This window comes from Neobacillus nitrireducens, assembly GCF_030915405.1.
In the GTDB taxonomy this organism is placed as follows: Bacteria; Bacillota; Bacilli; order Bacillales; family Cytobacillaceae; genus Neobacillus.
On record NZ_CP133262.1, the window covers coordinates 3541187 to 3562010 of the forward strand.

Sequence of the window (20824 nt, forward strand, 5' to 3'; positions counted from 1 at the left end):
CGCCCCACGCTGTGATAAGCAAGCAAAAGGGTGGTTCTCATAGAAAGTAAACTTAATTTTAATAGTAATTATTTCTCGATTGCATGATTAAACTTTTCCAATTGTTCCTGTAGGACTGAAATGTAATTCATCATTGCTATTCTCACGATAGAGGGATAGTAACGACTGTTAAGTTCTTGCTCACATTCCTCTAAATCCATCTTTTTAACGGCAATAATTTTATTCAATTCTTCTGTGCTCATTGAATATCACCCCTATATATCAAAAGTGTCATGATCAGGTTCGCCAATCTCCTAACCTATTTTTTATATAATAAGGATGGACAAAATTTTGATAGTTTATACCATGCAAAAAAACCATGCGGATGTTCCAGCATGGTATTTTCACATTTAAAATTATTTACATTTAATTTGTTCAAAGGTATCTCTTCGACTATACCAATGGGCAAATAAATAGAAAATAGTTAGTATAAAAAATGAATAAGTATATGCCCAATCCATTTTTTTATATAAGTCGATCATACCTAATAATGGTAAGCCTATATATGCACCAAATCCACCGAACAACACAGCTTTTATCAGTGAATTAAATTGTGGCTTAATTTGTAAGAAAAACATTAAAAGCACAGGTAAAAGAGAGAGTCGAAAGGAAAAATTTATTGTTGCTACTGGTATAACTTTAACAGGATAAGCCCATTTCCCATAACTAACACCCATAGTATCTAGAATTTCTGATAGTACCATCATCAATAAACCTGCGGAAAAAATACGAGCCGAGCTTTCCTTGTTTCGAAATATCCCCCATAAAACCCAGGGTACAATTAGCATTCCTAGAGCAATCCACCATTGCCATGAAAATAATAAACCATTCATAATTGCTTCAACGTATAATTGATTCGATTCCGTTAGTTTTTGAGTAGCTTTATCCACTAGCTCCAATCCATCTTGGTAACCCATAGTTATCCACCTTCTCCAACAAACATACATTATAGCTGTTATTGTTTTCAAAGATTTCATAAATATACTTAATAAAAAAGAAGAACCTATAATAGTCAAACGATTGATTAGTGTTGAAATAACCGGTAATCTGCAGATGATAATAGGACTTCTCCACCGTAAATGATAGAATAAGATTTAATAAAATTTTTTAGGAGTAATTAACGTGCAAAATAAAATGGAAAAGACAATGTCAGTTAATCAGAAAATCCAATCACTCATACCTTGGATTTTAGTATTCCTTTGGATGTTTCTTATATTTAATATGTCTGCTCAACCAGCTACCGAATCTAACTCTCTTAGTACGGGAGTAACCGAAAAGTTGATCGAACTATTGAATAAAATTACTCCTGGGGCAGATTTGAATATGGAACAAGTAAATCATATCGTAAGAAAAAACGCGCATTTCTTTGCCTACTTAATCCTTGCTATTTTGGTACGAAACGCTTTGAGAAAAGGTGAGATCCCAAAAGGTAAGAACTTACTTTTAGCTATTGGGATTTGCGTCCTTTATGCCGCTTCCGATGAATTTCACCAAATTTTTGTACCGGGTAGAGGTCCGCAGGTAAAGGATGTTTTCATTGATAGTGCGGGAGCCGTTGTAGGAATTGGGATTTATCAACTAGTGAATAAAATGGTAAAACAAAAGTCATTTAATAAAGCTAAACTTTGATGTCCAAGGGGGGCCAAAAAAAGCAAGGTCATGTCCGAAGTCGTGTAAACTTCGGACAAGGAAGGTCCAAAAAAGCAAGGTCTTGTCCGAAGTTGTGTCAACTTCGGACAAGGGAGGCCCAAAAAAGCAAGATGGTGTCCGAAGCCGTGTTAACTTCGGACAAGGAAGGTCCAACAAAGCAAGATGGTGTCCGAAGTCGTGTAAACTTCGGACAAGGAACGTCCAAAAAAGCAAGATGGTGTCCGAAGTCGTGTAAACTTCGGACAAGGAAGGTCCAAAAAAGCAAGGTCTTGTCCGAAGTTGTGTCAACTTCGGACAAGGGAGGCCCAAAAAAGCAAGATGGTGTCCGAAGTCGTGTTAACTTCGGACAAGGAAGGTCCCAAAAAGCAAGGTCGTGTCCGAAGTCGTGTAAACTTCGGACAAGGAGGGTCCAAAAAAGCAAGATCATGTCCGAAGTCATGTTAACTTCGGACAAGCAAGGTCCAACAAAGCAAGGTCGTGTCCGAAGTCGTGTCAACTTGGGACAAGAAAGGCCCCAAAAAGCAAGATGGTGTCCGAAAGGCGGGGAATTACTAGAATCCTGTAGAAACCAACTGATTTTGTTGGAAAGTGCATTATTTCCTGCGAAATGAAAAAATCCTATCGACATTCTTTGTGCTTACTTTGCAGGTGGAATTCTGATATATCAGTTCTTGTTGGGATTTCAACCAAACGTTTGATTAGTATATCCTTTTTGTTGTTTCGTCGAAAAGGTGTCGTATAATGACTTTTCGATAGGAACCTACTATTTTTTTGATAATTTTCTACAACTTATTTTAGACTCATGTAGGTTTGAGGCTTATGTACCAAGGGGTGAGGTCGTTTTAATCAAACGTTTGATTGATAGGGAAATTTGCTGAAGTGTAGGTGAAAAGTAGCAATAACACTATTTATGTATTCAACAGATAGCTTTTCTGGAATGAAATTGGTCAAGCAATCAACTCCGTCAGCTTTTTTAGAAATCATTCGTTCGTTATTTTTTGACTAAAATTTGAGAATTTTGGGGTAGAGCTCTTAGACTACTATAAATCCTTATGGGAAAACAGTTGGCTGATTCTTCTAAGTGGAATCAAAGTAAATGACAGTAGAAAAAGGCGATCTCTAATAATAATTAGGAATCGCCTTTTTCTACATAAATGACACATAAAAAGTGTCAAACAACACTATTTTTAATGGAATTGCTATCACTGACATCGGGGTCAACTACGGTATTAGATGAGAGATTGACAGGGGACAAGTCACCGAGTGCTTCTCCAAATGCCTGATTTCGCTTATAGGAAACAAATTGGTCAATTATTTGTAACGAACCCGTATTTGCGACTGCTCCATTGTCAATGCTATTAATTTTAACGCCCAACACATTGATGACCATCGGAGATATAAAAAACATGTAAACACTCCTATTTTTTGATGTATACCCCAAAGCTCAGGGTAGATGGAGCAAGATGCTATAGGATACTTGATTTTACGGAGGAACTATCAATTAAATCATTGTCAAGCACCCAAGAAGTTGAAGCCAGAGTAGGGGATAAGTCTCCATTTTGTTCTCCAATTCCTTGATTCCGCTTATAGGAGACAAACAAGTCCACGTGCTGACTTGGCCCTAGATTAACAACTGCTCCATGGTCAATGGCATTAATTTTTATACCCAAAATGTTAAGTGTCGCAGGCGCAAATGTCATGGTCTCACTCCTATGGAATTGGAACTTTGGCCGTCGTTTCAAAGGTAGAGTTGGAATCCAGTTGATCACGGTCATCAACTAAACTTCTTGTACCGAGAAAGTTGCTTCCATCCCCCATATTTTGGCCTAAACCCATATTTTTTTTGTCTGAATTATGCCATTCAGCTAGTAGGTTTTGCCCGACATTTATGGCTGAGGCATTCTCAAAAGAGTTTACCTTTATGATATTGATATTGATGTTGATGTAAGGAACCGGACCAGACATAAAACCCTCCTAAGCTTTTTTAATTCGTTGTTTTTTGTGACGTGCTATCCTGAAGCTCATTATCCAATATTGTAGAGACTGTGAACGCCCTCCGTGTACCATCTGCCAGCTGCTGGCCCATTCCTTGGTTTTTCTTTGCACTTACATTTTTGTTATGAATAATCGTTGAACTAAATGAGACTGTACTTAAATGATCAACATTATTCAGTTTAATGCCTTTTATATTGATTGTAGTTGGTAAAAAGAACATCGACCAGAATCCTTTCTATTCAAAACCCGGGATACTTAAAGCCTATGCTGGGCACTTGGTGATTATGTTAGGACATTAAGTTTAGAAACCAGTAATCGGATCATCGGTCCATTTTTTTGAATTTTTTTTAAGTAAAAATCCCCTTTCCATGAATGATTTGATAAATCATAAATACGATGAATATAAGATGCAAATTTATAAATGGACCAGCTTTATTCTTCGGAGGAGGATCCATACATGGATATGAATAAGATGTTACAATGGATGGATTTGGCAAAGAATTATCAATCCAATGACTTTTGGAGTGGTATTTTTGAGCAGCCCTCCTTTGATGAATTTATGAAAAGTAATTTTGATTTTGGTCAGCCTGGAGAGGCAAAAGCAGAACCTGTGAGGGAGAAAAGGTTTCCACCAACCGATATCTATTTGACAGACGAAGAGGTTATATTGGTCGTCGATCTGCCTGGTTATTTAAAGGAAGATATCCAGTTGTCAGTATCAGGCATAAAGGTATTAATAAAAGGAAGCAAGAAAAACCTCATCAAAGGGGAGGTGGTACAGCAAGAAAGAAATACTGGAGATTTTGAGCGAATCATCCAGCTACCGGAACCCGTCCTACCCAATCAAGTTAGTGCAAGGTTTAGCAATGGCTTGTTGATTGTTTCATATAAACGGCACTATTTTAACGAAGAACAGGTGCCAATTGAATAGTCAATCTTTAAGTATTTCATACGCTGGTTGTATGAAGGAAAATAAATCATAGTTTGCGGGGATTTACTATGCCTATTAAAGGGATATTCGGCCGGAATAATAAGGAAGATTCGTTAAACAGCGCAAATGATTACGATAAGCAAATTTTACGGATAAACACACTGGAAGTCCAAATGAAGAAGTTATTAGAATTTGAAAAACAACTTCGGCTATCGATGTATGGAACTGACAAACTTGTGAAAGACAAGCGATCATGGACCGAGCAGAAAAAAGTAGATGCCAATAAGTCCGAACAGGAGATACACTCAAAAAGGAATGTGGAAGATAAAAAAGAATTGAATCCGCAAGTACAAAAGGTCAGTGAGCTATCACAAAGGATCGACGGCCTTGAGAAAATAGTAAAAGAGATTATTTTGTCCCAACAAGCTAACCAATCAGCAAAAGATATGAGTGGGGGGAGTTATCGTCCCAAGGAAAATAGGGGCAAGGGGCAAGAACAGAGTGACACCCGCTCCTCGCCTATAGACATAAGAGTCCGTGAGCTGGAGAAAAAATATGAAATGGTTAATGAGGTGCAAGCTGGGATACTCACTCAAATAGAAGAATTAGTAGAAAAGCAAAATCATCTGCTGAGGAAATGGGAGGAAAAAGAAAGGGAGGCGATACAGAAGAGTCCTATTATGAAAACATTTTATATTGATAAATTTTATTTAGATAAATATGAGCAAACCAATAACTTTGGCCAGATTGGCATTCATGAGTTGAGCGGTGCCCTCAATATTGGAGCGACATATGGTAAAGATGTTATACCTCGCAAGATAACGGAGGAAGTAAAAGAGGAGATAGAAAAAATGAAGGCCGTCAAGGAGGAAATGGAGAAAAAGCAATCCAGTACAGACGAAACGGACAAGCCCCAACAAGAGGAATCCTCAAACCATCCAACCCCCATTCCTAACGAGGAGGAAGAACACTACACTGAAATCGAGATTGAGGATGATTAATCATGGAAGCATGGGGACGGTTCTTTTGACTTTTTATTGGTTACTAAGAATTTGGCACATTATGCGATACCAGGTATGGTATAAAGGTGTGGAAGTGATCGTATTTTTAAATAAGGTTAGCCTATGTAACAAAAAGGCCTACTTACTTGCTTTACCTTCATGGGGTTCGCAGTAAATAGGCCTTTTCGTTATTTTAGTATTACGGAGAATCTCCCCTTTGGCGCTTTGTTTATTTTATTAGAAAATATTGATTTTTATAAATATTTATACTAATATAGTTACAAACTAATTTTTAGAAAAATTTAACATAATTTTCGAGGGGGTTTTTGTTATGAGAGTCATTGAGAAAATCAGCACCTTTGCTGGAAAAACATTTACATTATGGGTTTTGGTCTTTGCCATTATTGCCTATTCTTTTCCTGCACACTTTGTATGGCTGGGAGGCTATATTGTTCCTTTATTAGGGATTGTTATGTTTGGAATGGGCCTTACACTCGAGTTATCGGATTTTAAAGAAGTATTTAGAAGACCGAAGGAAGTGGCGCTTGGAGTTATCGGTCACTTTATCATCATGCCATTGCTTGCCTTTTTATTGGCAGTTGGACTGGATTTACCAAAAGAAGTCGCTGTAGGTGTTATTTTAGTAGGATGCTGCCCGAGCGGAACGGCTTCCAATGTTATGGTGTTTCTAGCAAGAGGAAATGTAGCTTTAGCGGTTGCCATTGCCTCTGTTTCTACGATTCTTGCACCAATTGTCACACCATTGCTCATTCTTCTGTTTGCAAGCAAATGGGTGGATGTCAGTGTGGCTTCTTTATTCCTTTCGATTGTACAAGTAGTGATTGTCCCATTAACGCTTGGGTTTATCATTAAAAAGTTCTTTGGAAAACAAGCTAAAGCCGGTGCGAAAGCATTGCCGCTTGTTTCCGTTACTGCGATTGTGTTAATTGTATCTGCTGTCGTAGCAGGCAGTGCGGCGAAGATTGCCGAAACTGGATTGCTTATCTTTGGAGTTGTGATCTTACATAATTTACTAGGTTTCTTAATAGGATTCTTCTTTGCCCGTGTATGCGGAATGGACCTTGCCAAGCAAAAGGCTGTGGCAATGGAAGTGGGCATGCAGAATTCCGGCTTGGGAGTTGCGATCGCTACGGCGCACTTCTCTCCTTTAGCGGCAGTACCAAGTGCGATTTTCAGTGTGTGGCATAATCTATCGGGTTCCGTACTTGCTAATATTTTCAGCCGGATGAAAGAGAAAGATCAAAAGAATCAAAGTATCCAAAAGGTAGGTTAACACTGAAGACCACCCAGCCATATCTGGGTGGTTTTCTTTTAGTCTTTATTACTTCCTGTGCCTGTCACGCCCCGATAGTTGTCGAAGTCGAATATTGATAGACATTTATAATAGTAGAAAGTATTTGTATGGAGTTGCAACTGAATATAAAAGAAAAACTTTTTGTTGCATAAGTAAATCGAAGATGGTACTATAAGAAAGTCGCTTTTAGCCGAACATATTTTATAGGAAAAAGTGATAGAAAAAAAGGTAAAATATTATATTGACATAATGATAGAAAGTTGATATGATAGTAAATGTCGCTTCTGACATAACAAATTGTTCTTAGAAAACTAAACAAACAAAATCGTGCAAAACAAACAAAAATTTTTAGTTTCAGCAATGAAACTAAGCCAACGTAACAAATGAGCTAATCAACTTTCTTGGAGAGTTTGATCCTGGCTCAGGACGAACGCTGGCGGCGTGCCTAATACATGCAAGTCGAGCGAATCACTTCGGTGGTTAGCGGCGGACGGGTGAGTAACACGTGGGCAACCTGCCTGTAAGACTGGGATAACACCGGGAAACCGGTGCTAATACCGGATAATCCTTTTCCTCTCATGAGGAAAAGCTGAAAGTCGGTTTCGGCTGACACTTACAGATGGGCCCGCGGCGCATTAGCTAGTTGGTGAGGTAACGGCTCACCAAGGCGACGATGCGTAGCCGACCTGAGAGGGTGATCGGCCACACTGGGACTGAGACACGGCCCAGACTCCTACGGGAGGCAGCAGTAGGGAATCTTCCACAATGGACGAAAGTCTGATGGAGCAACGCCGCGTGAGCGATGAAGGCCTTCGGGTCGTAAAGCTCTGTTGTTAGGGAAGAACAAGTACCGGAGTAACTGCCGGTACCTTGACGGTACCTAACCAGAAAGCCACGGCTAACTACGTGCCAGCAGCCGCGGTAATACGTAGGTGGCAAGCGTTGTCCGGAATTATTGGGCGTAAAGCGCGCGCAGGCGGTCCTTTAAGTCTGATGTGAAAGCCCACGGCTCAACCGTGGAGGGTCATTGGAAACTGGGGGACTTGAGTGCAGAAGAGGAAAGCGGAATTCCACGTGTAGCGGTGAAATGCGTAGAGATGTGGAGGAACACCAGTGGCGAAGGCGGCTTTCTGGTCTGTAACTGACGCTGAGGCGCGAAAGCGTGGGGAGCAAACAGGATTAGATACCCTGGTAGTCCACGCCGTAAACGATGAGTGCTAAGTGTTAGGGGGTTTCCGCCCCTTAGTGCTGCAGCTAACGCATTAAGCACTCCGCCTGGGGAGTACGGCCGCAAGGCTGAAACTCAAAGGAATTGACGGGGGCCCGCACAAGCGGTGGAGCATGTGGTTTAATTCGAAGCAACGCGAAGAACCTTACCAGGTCTTGACATCCTCTGACACTCCTAGAGATAGGACGTTCCCCTTCGGGGGACAGAGTGACAGGTGGTGCATGGTTGTCGTCAGCTCGTGTCGTGAGATGTTGGGTTAAGTCCCGCAACGAGCGCAACCCTTGATCTTAGTTGCCAGCATTCAGTTGGGCACTCTAAGGTGACTGCCGGTGACAAACCGGAGGAAGGTGGGGATGACGTCAAATCATCATGCCCCTTATGACCTGGGCTACACACGTGCTACAATGGATGGTACAAAGGGCTGCAAGACCGCGAGGTTTAGCCAATCCCATAAAACCATTCTCAGTTCGGATTGCAGGCTGCAACTCGCCTGCATGAAGCCGGAATCGCTAGTAATCGCGGATCAGCATGCCGCGGTGAATACGTTCCCGGGCCTTGTACACACCGCCCGTCACACCACGAGAGTTTGTAACACCCGAAGTCGGTGGGGTAACCGTAAGGAGCCAGCCGCCTAAGGTGGGACAGATGATTGGGGTGAAGTCGTAACAAGGTAGCCGTATCGGAAGGTGCGGCTGGATCACCTCCTTTCTAAGGATAAAGCTGGACTTGTGAGCCAGACAAAACAGTTTGTTTATCGCCGTATTTTGTTTGTTTAGTTTTGAGAGTGCAATTTCTCTCAAAACATCGTTCTTTGAAAACTAGATAATCGTAAGAAGAAGCAAAGTAAACATCGAGTAATCGCCATTTTAGTTTTTCTCTCTTATTAATTAAGAGTTATAAACCTTTTAGGTTAAGTTAGAAAGGGCGCACGGTGAATGCCTTGGCACTAGGAGCCGATGAAGGACGGGACTAACACCGATATGCTTCGGGGAGCTGTAAGTAAGCTTTGATCCGGAGATTTCCGAATGGGGGAACCCACTGTTCGTAATGGAACAGTATCTTTACCTGAATACATAGGGTATGGAAGGCATACCCGGGGAACTGAAACATCTAAGTACCCGGAGGAAGAGAAAGCAAACGCGATTCCCTGAGTAGCGGCGAGCGAAACGGGACATAGCCCAAACCAAGAGGCTTGCCTCTTGGGGTTGTAGGACACTCAACATGGAGTTACAAAGGAACGGGGTAGATGAAGCGACCTGGAAAGGTCCGTCATAGAAGGTAAAAACCCTGTAGTCGAAACTTCGTTCCCTCCTGAGTGGATCCTGAGTACGGCCGGACACGAGAAATCCGGTCGGAAGCAGGGAGGACCATCTCCCAAGGCTAAATACTCCCTAGTGACCGATAGTGAACCAGTACCGTGAGGGAAAGGTGAAAAGCACCCCGGAAGGGGAGTGAAATAGTTCCTGAAACCGTGTGCCTACAAGTAGTTAGAGCCCGTTAATGGGTAATAGCGTGCCTTTTGTAGAATGAACCGGCGAGTTACGATCCCATGCAAGGTTAAGTTGAAAAGACGGAGCCGCAGCGAAAGCGAGTCTGAATAGGGCGATTGAGTATGTGGTCGTAGACCCGAAACCAGGTGATCTACCCATGTCCAGGGTGAAGTCCAGGTAACACTGGATGGAGGCCCGAACCCACGCACGTTGAAAAGTGCGGGGATGAGGTGTGGGTAGCGGAGAAATTCCAATCGAACTTGGAGATAGCTGGTTCTCTCCGAAATAGCTTTAGGGCTAGCCTCACGTAGTAAGAGTCTTGGAGGTAGAGCACTGTTTGGACTAGGGGCCCTCATCGGGTTACCGAATTCAGACAAACTCCGAATGCCAAAGACTTATCCGTGGGAGTCAGACTGCGAGTGATAAGATCCGTAGTCAAAAGGGAAACAGCCCAGACCACCAGCTAAGGTCCCAAAGTATACGTTAAGTGGAAAAGGATGTGGAGTTGTTTAGACAACCAGGATGTTGGCTTAGAAGCAGCCACCATTTAAAGAGTGCGTAATAGCTCACTGGTCGAATGACTCTGCGCCGAAAATGTACCGGGGCTAAACGTATCACCGAAGCTGTGGATTGACATCTTAGATGTCAGTGGTAGGAGAGCGTTCTAAGAGCGTTGAAGCTAGACCGTAAGGACTGGTGGAGCGCTTAGAAGTGAGAATGCCGGTATGAGTAGCGAAAGATGAGTGAGAATCTCATCCACCGAATGCCTAAGGTTTCCTGAGGAAGGCTCGTCCGCTCAGGGTTAGTCGGGACCTAAGCCGAGGCCGAAAGGCGTAGGCGATGGACAACAGGTTGATATTCCTGTACCACCTCTTTATCGTTTGAGCAATGGGGGGACGCAGGAGGATAGGGTAAGCGCGCTGTTGGATATGCGCGTCTAAGCAGTTAGGCTGAGAAGTAGGCAAATCCGCTTCTCACTAAGGCTGAGCTGTGATAGCGAGGGAAATTTAGTACCGAAGTTCCTGATTCCACACTGCCAAGAAAAGCCTCTAGCGAGATAAATGGTGCCCGTACCGCAAACCGACACAGGTAGGCGAGGAGAGAATCCTAAGGTGAGCGAGAGAACTCTCGTTAAGGAACTCGGCAAAATGACCCCGTAACTTCGGGAGAAGGGGTGCTTTTTGAGGTGAATAGCCTCGAAGAGCCGCAGTGAATAGGCCCAGGCGACTGTTTAGCAAAAACACAGGTCTCTGCGAAGCCGCAAGGCGAAGTATAGGGGCTGACGCCTGCCCGGTGCTGGAAGGTTAAGAGGAGGGGTTAGCTGCTAAGCGAAGCTCTGAATCGAAGCCCCAGTAAACGGCGGCCGTAACTATAACGGTCCTAAGGTAGCGAAATTCCTTGTCGGGTAAGTTCCGACCCGCACGAAAGGCGTAACGATCTGGGCACTGTCTCAACGAGAGACTCGGTGAAATTATAGTACCTGTGAAGATGCAGGTTACCCGCGACAGGACGGAAAGACCCCGTGGAGCTTTACTGTAGCCTGATATTGAATTTTGGTACAGCTTGTACAGGATAGGTAGGAGCCTGAGAAACCGGAGCGCTAGCTTCGGTGGAGGCGTCGGTGGGATACTACCCTGGCTGTATTGAAATTCTAACCCACACCCCTGATCGGGGTGGGAGACAGTGTCAGGTGGGCAGTTTGACTGGGGCGGTCGCCTCCTAAAGAGTAACGGAGGCGCCCAAAGGTTCCCTCAGAATGGTTGGAAATCATTCGCAGAGTGTAAAGGCACAAGGGAGCTTGACTGCGAGACCTACAAGTCGAGCAGGGACGAAAGTCGGGCTTAGTGATCCGGTGGTTCCGCATGGAAGGGCCATCGCTCAACGGATAAAAGCTACCCCGGGGATAACAGGCTTATCTCCCCCAAGAGTCCACATCGACGGGGAGGTTTGGCACCTCGATGTCGGCTCATCGCATCCTGGGGCTGTAGTCGGTCCCAAGGGTTGGGCTGTTCGCCCATTAAAGCGGTACGCGAGCTGGGTTCAGAACGTCGTGAGACAGTTCGGTCCCTATCCGTCGTGGGCGCAGGAAATTTGAGAGGAGCTGTCCTTAGTACGAGAGGACCGGGATGGACGCACCGCTGGTGTACCAGTTGTTCTGCCAAGGGCATCGCTGGGTAGCTATGTGCGGACGGGATAAGTGCTGAAAGCATCTAAGCATGAAGCCCCCCTCAAGATGAGATTTCCCATAGCGCAAGCTAGTAAGAACCCTGAAAGATGATCAGGTTGATAGGTCAGAGGTGGAAGCGTGGTAACATGTGGAGCTGACTGATACTAATCGTTCGAGGACTTAACCAAATTTTAAAGCGAACTCGTTTTTACACACTTCTTCTGCATTATCTAGTTTTGAGGGAATGATACCTCTAATTTTATAGTCTGGCAGCAATGGCGAGAAGGTCACACCCGTTCCCATACCGAACACGGAAGTTAAGCTTCTCAGCGCCGATGGTAGTTGGGACACGCGTCCCTGTGAGAGTAGGACGTTGCCAGGCAAATCGAAGACAATCTAAACAGGTTGTCTTTTTTGTCGTCTTAAAATGATATATCATTTTAAGACGAGGCTAATGCCTTTGCTCCTTTTTAGTAAATATCCACTATACATTGAAAATATCCCTTTTAAGTGAGAAGTTCGCAGCAGAAGCTTTTGTTTAAGAGGTTGCTAACAGTTACTACTACCAAGCCAGTAGTGGACTTCCACCACCAAGTATTTTGTGCATCACTTCAATCACCGCATCCCGTGTCTGTGTTTTAATTCGCTATTTTTAGCTTCTATTTTATAAAAATTATTTGTAAAATTTGGAACCTAATCTAAATTTTAAGCGAGTAATATAGATTTCTTATTTGGTATAATAATATTTATACGTACATCTAAAAAAGAAAAAATTATTTTTGTTGACATGTACGTACATAAATACTACATTAATTGTAAGCGTTATTAATTTTTAAAAGAGGGAGAATATAAAATATGGAGAATGTTTGGACAGCAATAACTTCAGATTACCGAATTCAGCTCCTAAATATGTACGGATAAATATCAACCCGAATAAAAACCAAGTTAGTAGATTCGTAGATTCAACCTTTCAAACTGTAGCATCTGGAAGTTGTGAATGGGAATACAAACCTAAAAATGTTTATTGGACCTATTTTTTAGAAGAGATTTGGAAGGGCTTACGTTTGAGTTATCGTGCAATAGCCGCCGATGTTTATCAATATGATGGGGGCGTTCTTGAAATAAGTTGGCTTGATTGGGTTTAGCGCGATGATGCATGGCTATATGGCAGTTGATAAGTCCGTACAACTTTTAGTTCCACTCAGGACTTGGCAAGGTGCTATGACAGCGGTTGCGTCTACATTACCGTTGACTTTACACTAAAACTTATGACGAAGTTTGTGAACTCTTATAAAAAGTTAGTGGGGTAGAACAATTTTTTCTAGTTGATTTCCACCAGAATACACTCATTTTGAGCGTATTCAGAAGTGTTTTTAGTTTTTATCCTTTTAAAACGTTTTCAAGATAATTATCAATTATAGAACGTATTTTTATTTCTCAAATATTAGAATTTAAAATGTATACAAAAAAGGGGAAATTTAAAATGAATTTTAAAAAACTAGCAAATACGGCTATTATAACTATTACTAGTGTTGCAGTGTTGGGAGCTTGTAGCAGTACTACCCGTGGTTCTTCAGAATCAACCAGTACTTCGCTTAAAAAAGGTGATTTGGTTGGTATCTCAATGCCTACCAAAGCTGATCAGCGTTGGAATGTTGATGGTGCCAATTTGGTTAAAGATCTCAAAAAAGCAGGATTCAAGACTAAGCTTGCGTATGCAAATAACAGCCCATCACAGCAGTCAAATGATATTAATAATCTGGTTTCTGCTGGTGCAAAAGCAATTGTCGTTGCAGCCGTTGATGGCACTGCTGTTGGGCCGGCTGTTGAGCAGGCAGAATCACAAGGCGACATTGTCGTTTCTTATGATCGCTTAGTAATGAATACCAATGCCGTGAATTATTATGTGACTTTCAATCTTGAACGCACGGGTATCCTCGAGGCAAATACCATTATCGATAAGCTTGATTTGAAAGGTGAGGGTGGTAAGACTAAACCCCTGAACATTGCACTATTTGCTGGTTCGGATGATGATAATAATGCACCTTACTTCTTCAAGGGGGCTTGGGATTTGCTAAAGCCTTACTTCCAGTCAGGCCAATTGGTTGATCCATCAGGTCTTGTAACCAAAGACACGACAGATGCAGATTGGAAGAAGATTTCTGTTCACGCATGGGATCAAACCCAAGCACAAAAGCAAATGGATGCATTTATGACTAAGCTTGGAGATCAGCCACTCGCCGCTGTCCTTTCTCCATATGATGCAATTTCACTAGGAATTATGAAGTCAATCAAGAATGCACGTCCTGATATGACTCCAACTATTCCATACTCTGCTTCAAACCAACAGAACAAATCTGCTTGGCCAATTATCACCGGCCAGGATGGTATGGATATCGCTATCAGCAACATCATGTACGGTGCACAGGCACAGACTGTCTTCAAGAATGTTGCCCTACTCGCAGATCAGACAACGTCAATCTTGACCCAGATTGCTGATGGCAAGGAGCCTAAATCAACCGATGCTCCTATGAACAATGGTAAGAAAGAAGTTCCAACTTGGCTGTTGAAGTCAGATGAATTAGTTAAGAACCCAACTGGTGAACAAAAAGGTTTACACTATGAAGTTGAGAGTGGATTCATCACCGAAGCTCAATATCAGAAAGATATTGCTGCTCCGATTATTAAGTAGTAAATTGAAGATCTTATAGCGACTTTGCGAACAGGAGTAGCAAAGTTGCTATAAGATTTCTATTAGGTTGTTTGTTTAAATCTTGAGATATTCTCAAAGAGAAGCCAACGCAAACGAGGTGTGTAATATGTCGAATACCCAAATGATATTACAGATGCAAAACATCACTAAAACTTTCGGTCCTGTTAAAGCTCTTACAAATGTGAATTTGGAGATTGCTCGTGGTGAAATCCATGCAATTTGTGGTGAGAACGGTGCTGGAAAGTCGACATTGATGAATGTACTCTCAGGAGTGTATCCGAGTGGTACATACTCGGGCACTATTTTTTATGATGGTAAAGAATGCAACTTTAAAAAAATCAAGGATTCTGAAGAACTAGGTATTGTAGTGATTCAGCAGGAGTTGGCATTGAGCCCATTCCTTTCAATCGCTGAAAATATATATCTCGGTAATGAGCGTCAGAAGAATGGCGTGATTGATTGGGAAGCAACTCGCGCTGATGCCGTTAAGGTGATGCAGCAAGTTGGTCTAGAAGAAAATCCTGACATTAAGATTATGGATATTGGTGTGGGTAAGCAGCAGCTAGTGGAAATTGCAAAAGCTTTATCGAAGGAAGTTAAACTTCTGTTACTCGATGAGCCAACTGCAGCTTTGAATGATGAAGATTCGGCTCATTTACTGCAAATCATTCGTGATTTGCGAGATAACCAAGGCGTTACATCGGTTATCATTTCTCACAAGTTGAATGAAATTGCAGCCATTGCCAACAATGTGACGATTATTCGCGATGGTTCCACGGTTGGTTGGTTGACGAATTCAAAAGAGAATCCACTTGATCAGGATGAGCTTATTCATAAAATGGTCGGTCGCGAACTTACCAATCTTTACCCCGACCATGTTTCCCATATGGGGAATGAAATCTTTCGTGTGGAGAATTGGACAGTCCATCATCCACTTGATCAGCAGCGTGTGATTGTCGATCATGCAAATATTTATGTGCGTGCAGGTGAGATTGTTGGACTTGCGGGACTCATGGGGGCAGGTCGCACAGAGATGGCGATGAGCATCTTTGGTCATACTTATGGTTCAGGTGTGTCTGGAAAAGTCTATGTGCATGGTAAAGAGACTGACACATCGACAGTCCAGAAGGCAATTGAAGCAGGCATTGCCTATGCAACTGAAGATCGCAAGGGGTATGGTCTCAATCTATTGCAGAATATTCGTGAAAATACTTTGTTGGCATCCCTTACTAAGCACTCAAAGCATGGGGTCATGGATGATGGCGCTGAACGTATTGCTGTTGAAAAGTATCGCAAGGACTTCCATATCAAAACACCAAGCATTGAAGAACAGGTATCTAATCTATCAGGTGGAAACCAACAAAAGGTAGTTTTAGCCAAATGGGTTATTTCTAATCCAGATATTTTGATCCTTGATGAGCCAACACGTGGTATCGATGTTGGTGCTAAATACGAAATTTACGAAATCATTGATCAACTTGCTGATGAAGGCAAGGCTGTAATTGTTATCTCATCTGAACTTCCTGAACTTATTGGTATTTGTGATCGTATTTATACGGTCAGTCAGGGCGTCATCACGGACGACGTTCCGAAGACAGGATTTACTCAGGAGTACCTCATGAAGGGGATGACTCAAGAAAAGACTCAGTTAAAGAAGGTAGGAGAATTATGAGTTCAGCATCTTTAACACCTCAGAAAAATGAAAATATAAAAAAAGGGACAGTGTTGGCATCTTTTGCTTCAAATGCTCGCCAATACGGAATTGTTGGTGCACTCGTCGTCATCATTATCGTATTTGAAATTTTGACTGGAGGACTTTTACTCCAGCCGAATACAATTGTTCAATTAATTCAGCAGAATGCTTACGTCATCATCCTTGCAGTTGGTATGGTTATGGTCATCATTGCAACCCATATTGATTTGTCAGTTGGTTCCTTAGTAGGCTTTATCGGTGGTTGCATAGCTTTGCTTATGCAGAATGCGCACCTTAATTGGTTCTTAGCAATTATTGTAGGTTTACTTATTGGCGTTCTCGTGGGAGTGTGGCAAGGGTTCTGGGTTGCTTTTGTTGGAATTCCAGGTTTCATTACCACTTTAGCGGGCATGCTTATCTTCCGAGGTCTTGCAACCACGATGATTAATGCATCTATCCCAGTCAACAATACGTCATTTAATGCCATTGCTTCAAACTATCTCCCAAATATTCTTGGGTGGTGGGGACCATTTGATGGTTTGAGTATTGTTGTTGGGATCCTTGCTATTGTCGCTTTTGCGTGGACTCAACTTCATAAGCGTAGCAAAGTCTCTAAGGTGGGGCTGGTTCCAGAGACTATCACCGTAACCTACATCAAGATTGCTATTGCATCCGTAGTAATCGCTGCTCTAACACTCGAATTTGCATCTTCTGGGAATGCCACTCAAGGCGGTATCCCAATTATGTTGGTTATCGTTGGAGTTCTTGTTTTTACTTATAACTTTATTTTGACTCGTACGGTTTTTGGCCGACGCATCTATGCGGTGGGTGGAAATCGTCGAGCAGCGCTTCTTTCGGGTATTAACACTCGTCGAATCGATTTTTCACTCTTCGTTCACATGGGGCTTCTTTCTGCTATTGCAGCTATTGCGATGCTCTCACGTTTGAGTTCCGCATCAGCTGCAACTGGTAATTCTTTCGAACTCGATGCTATTGCAGCCTGCTTTGTTGGTGGCACTGCTGTTACAGGTGGTATTGGAACGGTACCAGGTGTTGTTATTGGTGCTGTTGTCATGGGGGTTATTAACCAGGGACTGTCGATTATGGGAGTGGATTCCGCATTAATTCAAACCATTAAAGGTCTTGTGTTACTCCTAGCAGTTGCAGTAGACATTATGTCCAAGCGGAAAAAACGCTAATATATGAAGAAATTTGGGGTTGAGGAGTGAGAAGAATGAACGATAAAGCAAAATCGCGCTTATATGCCTTGACCTCTATTACGTGTTCCGCATGGCTAGTTCAAGCAATGCTTCAAGATAGACAAAAAGGTCAAATGTGGTCGATGTTAAATCTCATTTTTTATGGGTGCATTATTATTGTAATACTGTACACCGCATACTCTGCGTTGCAAATGTGGAAGATGAAAGAGACACCTGTAAAAAACGACGATAGAACGAATCAGGAACAGAGCCGAGGATAACTGATTATAAAAAAATGCACAGTTACACACAAGCACAGCTCATGAATTCATATTCATGAGCTGTGCTTTTCTGTGCAATGGCAGGATGGCCAATCGTATGTGCGAAGACTATTCTACGTCTAATTCTTTCACCGTTTCCCCTTCAATCAACTCCGGCTGATAATAGGTTTCGTTTGGCAGGTCCTTTTTTCCTTGCAATTTTTTAATGACCCAATCAGCTGCATCATGTCCCATTTGTTCCTGTGGGTGTGTCAATGTGGTTAACTTGATATTTGCATTTTTGGCAATATAGGAATTGTCCTGGCCGATAATAGAAAGCTTTTCCGGGACAGGAAGATCAATTTGTCTGCACACATTTGCCACTTCTAACCCTACCTCGTCGTTATAACAAACAATGGCTGTTAACGTGTCTCTATTTTCAATTAGGAACTTCTTCAAGTTTCGAGACAGGTCCGGCTTTGTCTCTGTCGTGAACGAAAGCACTTGCTCCGGCTGAAAGCGCAATTTGGCTTCACCAAGCGCTTTGATATACCCCTTCATTCGATACTTCCCTTGCAGGTCGTCTATTTTTGCAATGAGTCCAATTTGCATGTGGCCTTTTGAAATCAATTCCTTTGTTGCGAGATAGCTGGACTGCGTGTCATCGAGGCAAAGGAAGGGCACATCCAATTCTTCATAAAAAGCATTGATCATGATCAAGGGAACATCTTGTTCCTTGAACGATAGGTAGTATGCAATATTGGGATTGTATTGATTGCTTTTTGTAGGTTCAATGATCAAACCATCGACGCCATATGCCAGCATCATTTCCAAAGCCCTTTTTTCTTGTTCTACATCGTTATTGGTACTGGCCAGCAGCAATGAATAATTATCCTCTTTCAATCTTGTTTCAATTCCGCGAATAATAGACGGGAAAATGTAATCAGAAATGTAAGTCGTCATGACCCCGATGGTTTTATTTGTGGAACCTCTAGTAGATTTTGATTGATATTTGTTGCTGACATAGGTGCCAGAGCCCTTTTCACTTCTTAGGAATCCCTCATTCGCCAGATCTAAAATGGCCTTTCGAACCGTGTGTCTGCTGACATTGTACTTTTCCTGCAGGACGGATTCAGTGGGGATTTGTTCGCCGATGCTGTAATCCCCGGAAAGAATTTTACTTTTTATATCATCAACGATGACCTGATACTTTGTCTTCATTTCACTCACATCTTTCATAGTTGTTCACGCGCTAATTCATTAACTCGGAATATCTGTATGGACATATTTTATCATAGTTTTATGAAAACGAAAACAAAGTCTTAATTTTTGAAGCAAATCTGCTGAAATGTCACTAAAATTAAGGATTACAGGATACTCTTCATTTGTTGGTACATATAGTACATTTAGTTGACAAATGTACGTACAAAAAATATACTAAGGTTGTAAAAGGAAAGCTCTTTCATAGTTTAAGATAATTTTGAAACCGCTATCGGAGAGGGGATTAACGGTGAAAACGAATCGAGCAAATATTAAACAAGCGATTACCAATGGAGAGACTTCTCTTGGGATCGAATTCGGATCCACGCGTATTAAAGCGGTGTTGATTGATAAAAATTTTGAAACCATCGCCTTTGGAAGTTATGAGTGGGAAAACCGCTTAGAAGATGGATTTTGGACATACAACCTAGCTGATATTATTACTGGTTTGCAAACAGCTTATAGTGAAATGAAGCAAGAAGTTGAACGAAATTATGGTGTTACCATTCGAACCATTGGTTCTATTGGAATTTCTGCCATGATGCACGGTTATATGGCTTTTGATTACACGGGTGAGCTGCTAGTTCCGTTTCGGACCTGGCGTAATGCAACAACCGGTGCCGCGGCAAAAGAATTAACCCATCTATTTCAATTTAATATCCCTGAACGGTGGAGTATTGCCCACCTTTATCAAGCTATTTTAAACGGCGAAAAACATTTGCCTCGCGTTGATTTTATTACCACCTTAGCTGGATACATTCACTGGCTGCTAACCGGTAAAAAAGCGATAGGCATTGGGGATGCTTCAGGCATGTTCCCGATTGATGAATCCACGCTGGATTACAATGAATCTATGGTCAAACAGTTTAATGAACACCTTGCACCAAAGGGGTATCACTGGGAGCTGAGAGATATTCTTCCCCAAGTCTACATCTCTGGAGAACAAGCAGGTTCATTAACTGAAGTTGGAGCGAAGATACTTGATCGTTCACAGAATTTACAATCGGGCATTCCACTTTGTCCGCCGGAAGGTGACGCTGGAACCGGGATGGTTGCAACGAACAGTGTGAGGAAACGAACCGGGAATGTTTCGGTTGGAACTTCTGTTTTTGCGATGATTGTATTAGAAAAAGAACTTTCAAAGGTATATCCGGAAATTGATTTGGTCACGACACCAAGCGGTAGTCCGGTGGCAATGGTACATGCCAATAACTGTTCAAGTGATCTTAATGCCTGGATGGGATTGTTCCGTGAGTTTTATGAGGCAATGGGACAAACGGTTGACACCAATAAGTTATTCGGAGTGATGCTGAATAAAGCACTCGAAGCTGACTCGGATGGCGGAGGCTTACTAAGCTACGGATATCTATCAGGTGAAAATATTACTGGGTTGGAGCAAGGACGGCCGCTATTTGTCCGGACACCTGAGAGCCGTTTCAATTTAGCGAACTTCATGCGGACTCATCTATATACTGCCTTTGGTGCTTTGAAAATCGGCATGGATATTTTAACAAAGAATGAAAGCGTGGCGATTGACAGTATTTTAGCCCACGGTGGTTTATTTAAAACCCCTATTGTTGGCCAGAAAATTATCGCCGCTGCCATGAATACTCCCGTCACCGTTATGGAAACAGCCGGAGAAGGCGGAGCTTGGGGAATGGCCATTCTTGCTTCGTACATGATGACCAAAGAGCAAAATGAAAGTTTAGACGACTTCCTTGATAAAAAGGTTTTTGAAGAGGTTGAGAGGCTGGAAATTTTTCCTGATGGATTTGACGTTAAAGGGTTTGAAGTATTCATTGAACGATACAAAAAAGGCTTAGTGATTGAACAGGCTGCCGTTGAAAAATTGACGGTATAAGCAGGAAACGGAGGGGATCTGC

17 protein-coding genes and 3 rRNA genes are annotated in these 20824 nt (G+C 42.3%); 13 read left to right on the top strand and 7 right to left on the bottom strand.

Features of this window, described 5'->3' with window-relative positions; genetic code table 11:
* Nucleotides 1–68: 68 nt before the first annotated feature.
* Complete coding sequence (locus tag RCG22_RS17135) at nt 69–242, bottom strand: hypothetical protein (protein ID WP_176525458.1); 174 nt, start codon at nt 240–242, stop codon at nt 69–71.
* Nucleotides 243–395: 153 nt separating this feature from the next.
* Nucleotides 396–956 carry a CBO0543 family protein gene (locus tag RCG22_RS17140; protein ID WP_308103915.1) on the bottom strand — a complete coding sequence of 187 codons (561 nt, stop codon included), beginning with the start codon at nt 954–956 and terminating at the stop codon, nt 396–398.
* A 205-nt stretch (nt 957–1161) separates the two neighbouring features.
* Between RCG22_RS17140 and RCG22_RS17145 the strand changes: the two genes are divergently transcribed.
* Complete coding sequence (locus RCG22_RS17145; protein ID WP_308103916.1) at nt 1162–1668, top strand: VanZ family protein; 507 nt, start codon at nt 1162–1164, stop codon at nt 1666–1668.
* A gap of 1192 nt (nt 1669–2860) precedes the next feature.
* Here the strand turns inward: RCG22_RS17145 and RCG22_RS17150 are convergent.
* The 4 genes from RCG22_RS17150 to RCG22_RS17165 are packed head-to-tail and all read right to left on the bottom strand — an operon-like array spanning nt 2861 to nt 3904.
* Complete coding sequence (locus RCG22_RS17150; protein WP_308103917.1) at nt 2861–3097, bottom strand: spore germination protein; 237 nt, start codon at nt 3095–3097, stop codon at nt 2861–2863.
* Between the two features lie 58 nt (nt 3098–3155).
* The gene (locus RCG22_RS17155; RefSeq protein ID WP_308103918.1) at nt 3156–3389 is read right to left on the bottom strand and encodes a spore germination protein; all 234 of its coding nucleotides are present in this window, start codon (nt 3387–3389) and stop codon (nt 3156–3158) included.
* 10 nt (nt 3390–3399) lie between these two features.
* A complete protein-coding gene (locus RCG22_RS17160; protein WP_166262764.1) occupies nt 3400–3654 on the bottom strand; it encodes a hypothetical protein in 255 nt (84 codons plus the stop codon).
* Between the two features lie 19 nt (nt 3655–3673).
* Entirely contained in the window at nt 3674–3904 is a 231-nt protein-coding gene (locus tag RCG22_RS17165; RefSeq protein ID WP_308103919.1) for a hypothetical protein, read from the bottom strand.
* Nucleotides 3905–4141: 237 nt separating this feature from the next.
* Here RCG22_RS17165 and RCG22_RS17170 point away from each other — a divergent pair, with 237 nt between their 5' ends.
* The 11 genes from RCG22_RS17170 to RCG22_RS17220 all read left to right on the top strand — a co-directional run bounded on the left by RCG22_RS17170 (nt 4142) and on the right by RCG22_RS17220 (nt 17702).
* On the top strand, nt 4142–4615 hold the full coding sequence (locus tag RCG22_RS17170; protein WP_098260351.1) for an Hsp20/alpha crystallin family protein: 474 nt from the start codon (nt 4142–4144) through the stop codon (nt 4613–4615).
* Nucleotides 4616–4683: 68 nt separating this feature from the next.
* Nucleotides 4684–5616, top strand: coding sequence for a hypothetical protein (locus tag RCG22_RS17175; RefSeq protein WP_308103920.1), 933 nt, complete (start codon nt 4684–4686; stop codon nt 5614–5616).
* 331 nt (nt 5617–5947) lie between these two features.
* Nucleotides 5948–6910 carry a bile acid:sodium symporter family protein gene (locus RCG22_RS17180; protein WP_308103921.1) on the top strand — a complete coding sequence of 321 codons (963 nt, stop codon included), beginning with the start codon at nt 5948–5950 and terminating at the stop codon, nt 6908–6910.
* Nucleotides 6911–7329: 419 nt separating this feature from the next.
* Nucleotides 7330–8867: ribosomal RNA gene (locus RCG22_RS17185) — 16S ribosomal RNA — on the top strand.
* Between the two features lie 200 nt (nt 8868–9067).
* Nucleotides 9068–12004, top strand: a 23S ribosomal RNA gene (locus RCG22_RS17190).
* A gap of 77 nt (nt 12005–12081) precedes the next feature.
* Nucleotides 12082–12198, top strand: a 5S ribosomal RNA gene (rrf, locus tag RCG22_RS17195).
* Together the 16S, 23S and 5S rRNA genes form the textbook arrangement of a ribosomal RNA operon.
* Before the next feature lie 484 nt (nt 12199–12682).
* On the top strand, nt 12683–12961 hold the full coding sequence (locus RCG22_RS17200) for a hypothetical protein (RefSeq protein WP_308103922.1): 279 nt from the start codon (nt 12683–12685) through the stop codon (nt 12959–12961).
* Nucleotides 12962–13299: 338 nt separating this feature from the next.
* Nucleotides 13300–14508, top strand: coding sequence for a substrate-binding domain-containing protein (locus RCG22_RS17205; protein ID WP_308103924.1), 1209 nt, complete (start codon nt 13300–13302; stop codon nt 14506–14508).
* Nucleotides 14509–14635: 127 nt separating this feature from the next.
* Nucleotides 14636–16201: an ATP-binding cassette domain-containing protein gene (locus tag RCG22_RS17210; protein WP_308103925.1), complete on the top strand. Its 1566-nt coding sequence runs from the start codon at nt 14636–14638 to the stop codon at nt 16199–16201.
* A complete protein-coding gene (gene mmsB / locus RCG22_RS17215; protein WP_308103926.1) occupies nt 16198–17421 on the top strand; it encodes a multiple monosaccharide ABC transporter permease in 1224 nt (407 codons plus the stop codon). The genes RCG22_RS17210 and mmsB overlap by 4 nt, the downstream gene beginning before the upstream one ends.
* 35 nt (nt 17422–17456) lie before the next feature.
* The gene (locus RCG22_RS17220; RefSeq protein WP_308103927.1) at nt 17457–17702 is read left to right on the top strand and encodes a hypothetical protein; all 246 of its coding nucleotides are present in this window, start codon (nt 17457–17459) and stop codon (nt 17700–17702) included.
* Between the two features lie 108 nt (nt 17703–17810).
* Here the strand turns inward: RCG22_RS17220 and RCG22_RS17225 are convergent, their stop codons facing one another.
* Complete coding sequence (locus tag RCG22_RS17225; RefSeq protein ID WP_308103928.1) at nt 17811–18902, bottom strand: GntR family transcriptional regulator; 1092 nt, start codon at nt 18900–18902, stop codon at nt 17811–17813.
* 289 nt (nt 18903–19191) lie between these two features.
* Between RCG22_RS17225 and RCG22_RS17230 the strand changes: the two genes are divergently transcribed.
* Complete coding sequence (locus RCG22_RS17230; RefSeq protein WP_308103929.1) at nt 19192–20802, top strand: xylulokinase; 1611 nt, start codon at nt 19192–19194, stop codon at nt 20800–20802.
* Nucleotides 20803–20824: the final 22 nt, after the last annotated feature.

Coding starts and splice junctions, on each gene's coding strand:
- RCG22_RS17135 (WP_176525458.1), bottom strand. CDS start 242: ATGAGCACAGAAGAATTGAATAAAATTATTGCCGTTAAAAAGATGGAT.
- RCG22_RS17140 (WP_308103915.1), bottom strand. CDS start 956: ATGGGTTACCAAGATGGATTGGAGCTAGTGGATAAAGCTACTCAAAAA.
- RCG22_RS17150 (WP_308103917.1), bottom strand. CDS start 3,097: ATGTTTTTTATATCTCCGATGGTCATCAATGTGTTGGGCGTTAAAATT.
- RCG22_RS17155 (WP_308103918.1), bottom strand. CDS start 3,389: ATGACATTTGCGCCTGCGACACTTAACATTTTGGGTATAAAAATTAAT.
- RCG22_RS17160 (WP_166262764.1), bottom strand. CDS start 3,654: ATGTCTGGTCCGGTTCCTTACATCAACATCAATATCAATATCATAAAG.
- RCG22_RS17165 (WP_308103919.1), bottom strand. CDS start 3,904: ATGTTCTTTTTACCAACTACAATCAATATAAAAGGCATTAAACTGAAT.
- RCG22_RS17170 (WP_098260351.1), top strand. CDS start 4,142: ATGGATATGAATAAGATGTTACAATGGATGGATTTGGCAAAGAATTAT.
- RCG22_RS17175 (WP_308103920.1), top strand. CDS start 4,684: ATGCCTATTAAAGGGATATTCGGCCGGAATAATAAGGAAGATTCGTTA.
- RCG22_RS17180 (WP_308103921.1), top strand. CDS start 5,948: ATGAGAGTCATTGAGAAAATCAGCACCTTTGCTGGAAAAACATTTACA.
- RCG22_RS17205 (WP_308103924.1), top strand. CDS start 13,300: ATGAATTTTAAAAAACTAGCAAATACGGCTATTATAACTATTACTAGT.
- RCG22_RS17210 (WP_308103925.1), top strand. CDS start 14,636: ATGTCGAATACCCAAATGATATTACAGATGCAAAACATCACTAAAACT.
- mmsB (WP_308103926.1), top strand. CDS start 16,198: ATGAGTTCAGCATCTTTAACACCTCAGAAAAATGAAAATATAAAAAAA.
- RCG22_RS17220 (WP_308103927.1), top strand. CDS start 17,457: ATGAACGATAAAGCAAAATCGCGCTTATATGCCTTGACCTCTATTACG.
- RCG22_RS17225 (WP_308103928.1), bottom strand. CDS start 18,902: ATGAAGACAAAGTATCAGGTCATCGTTGATGATATAAAAAGTAAAATT.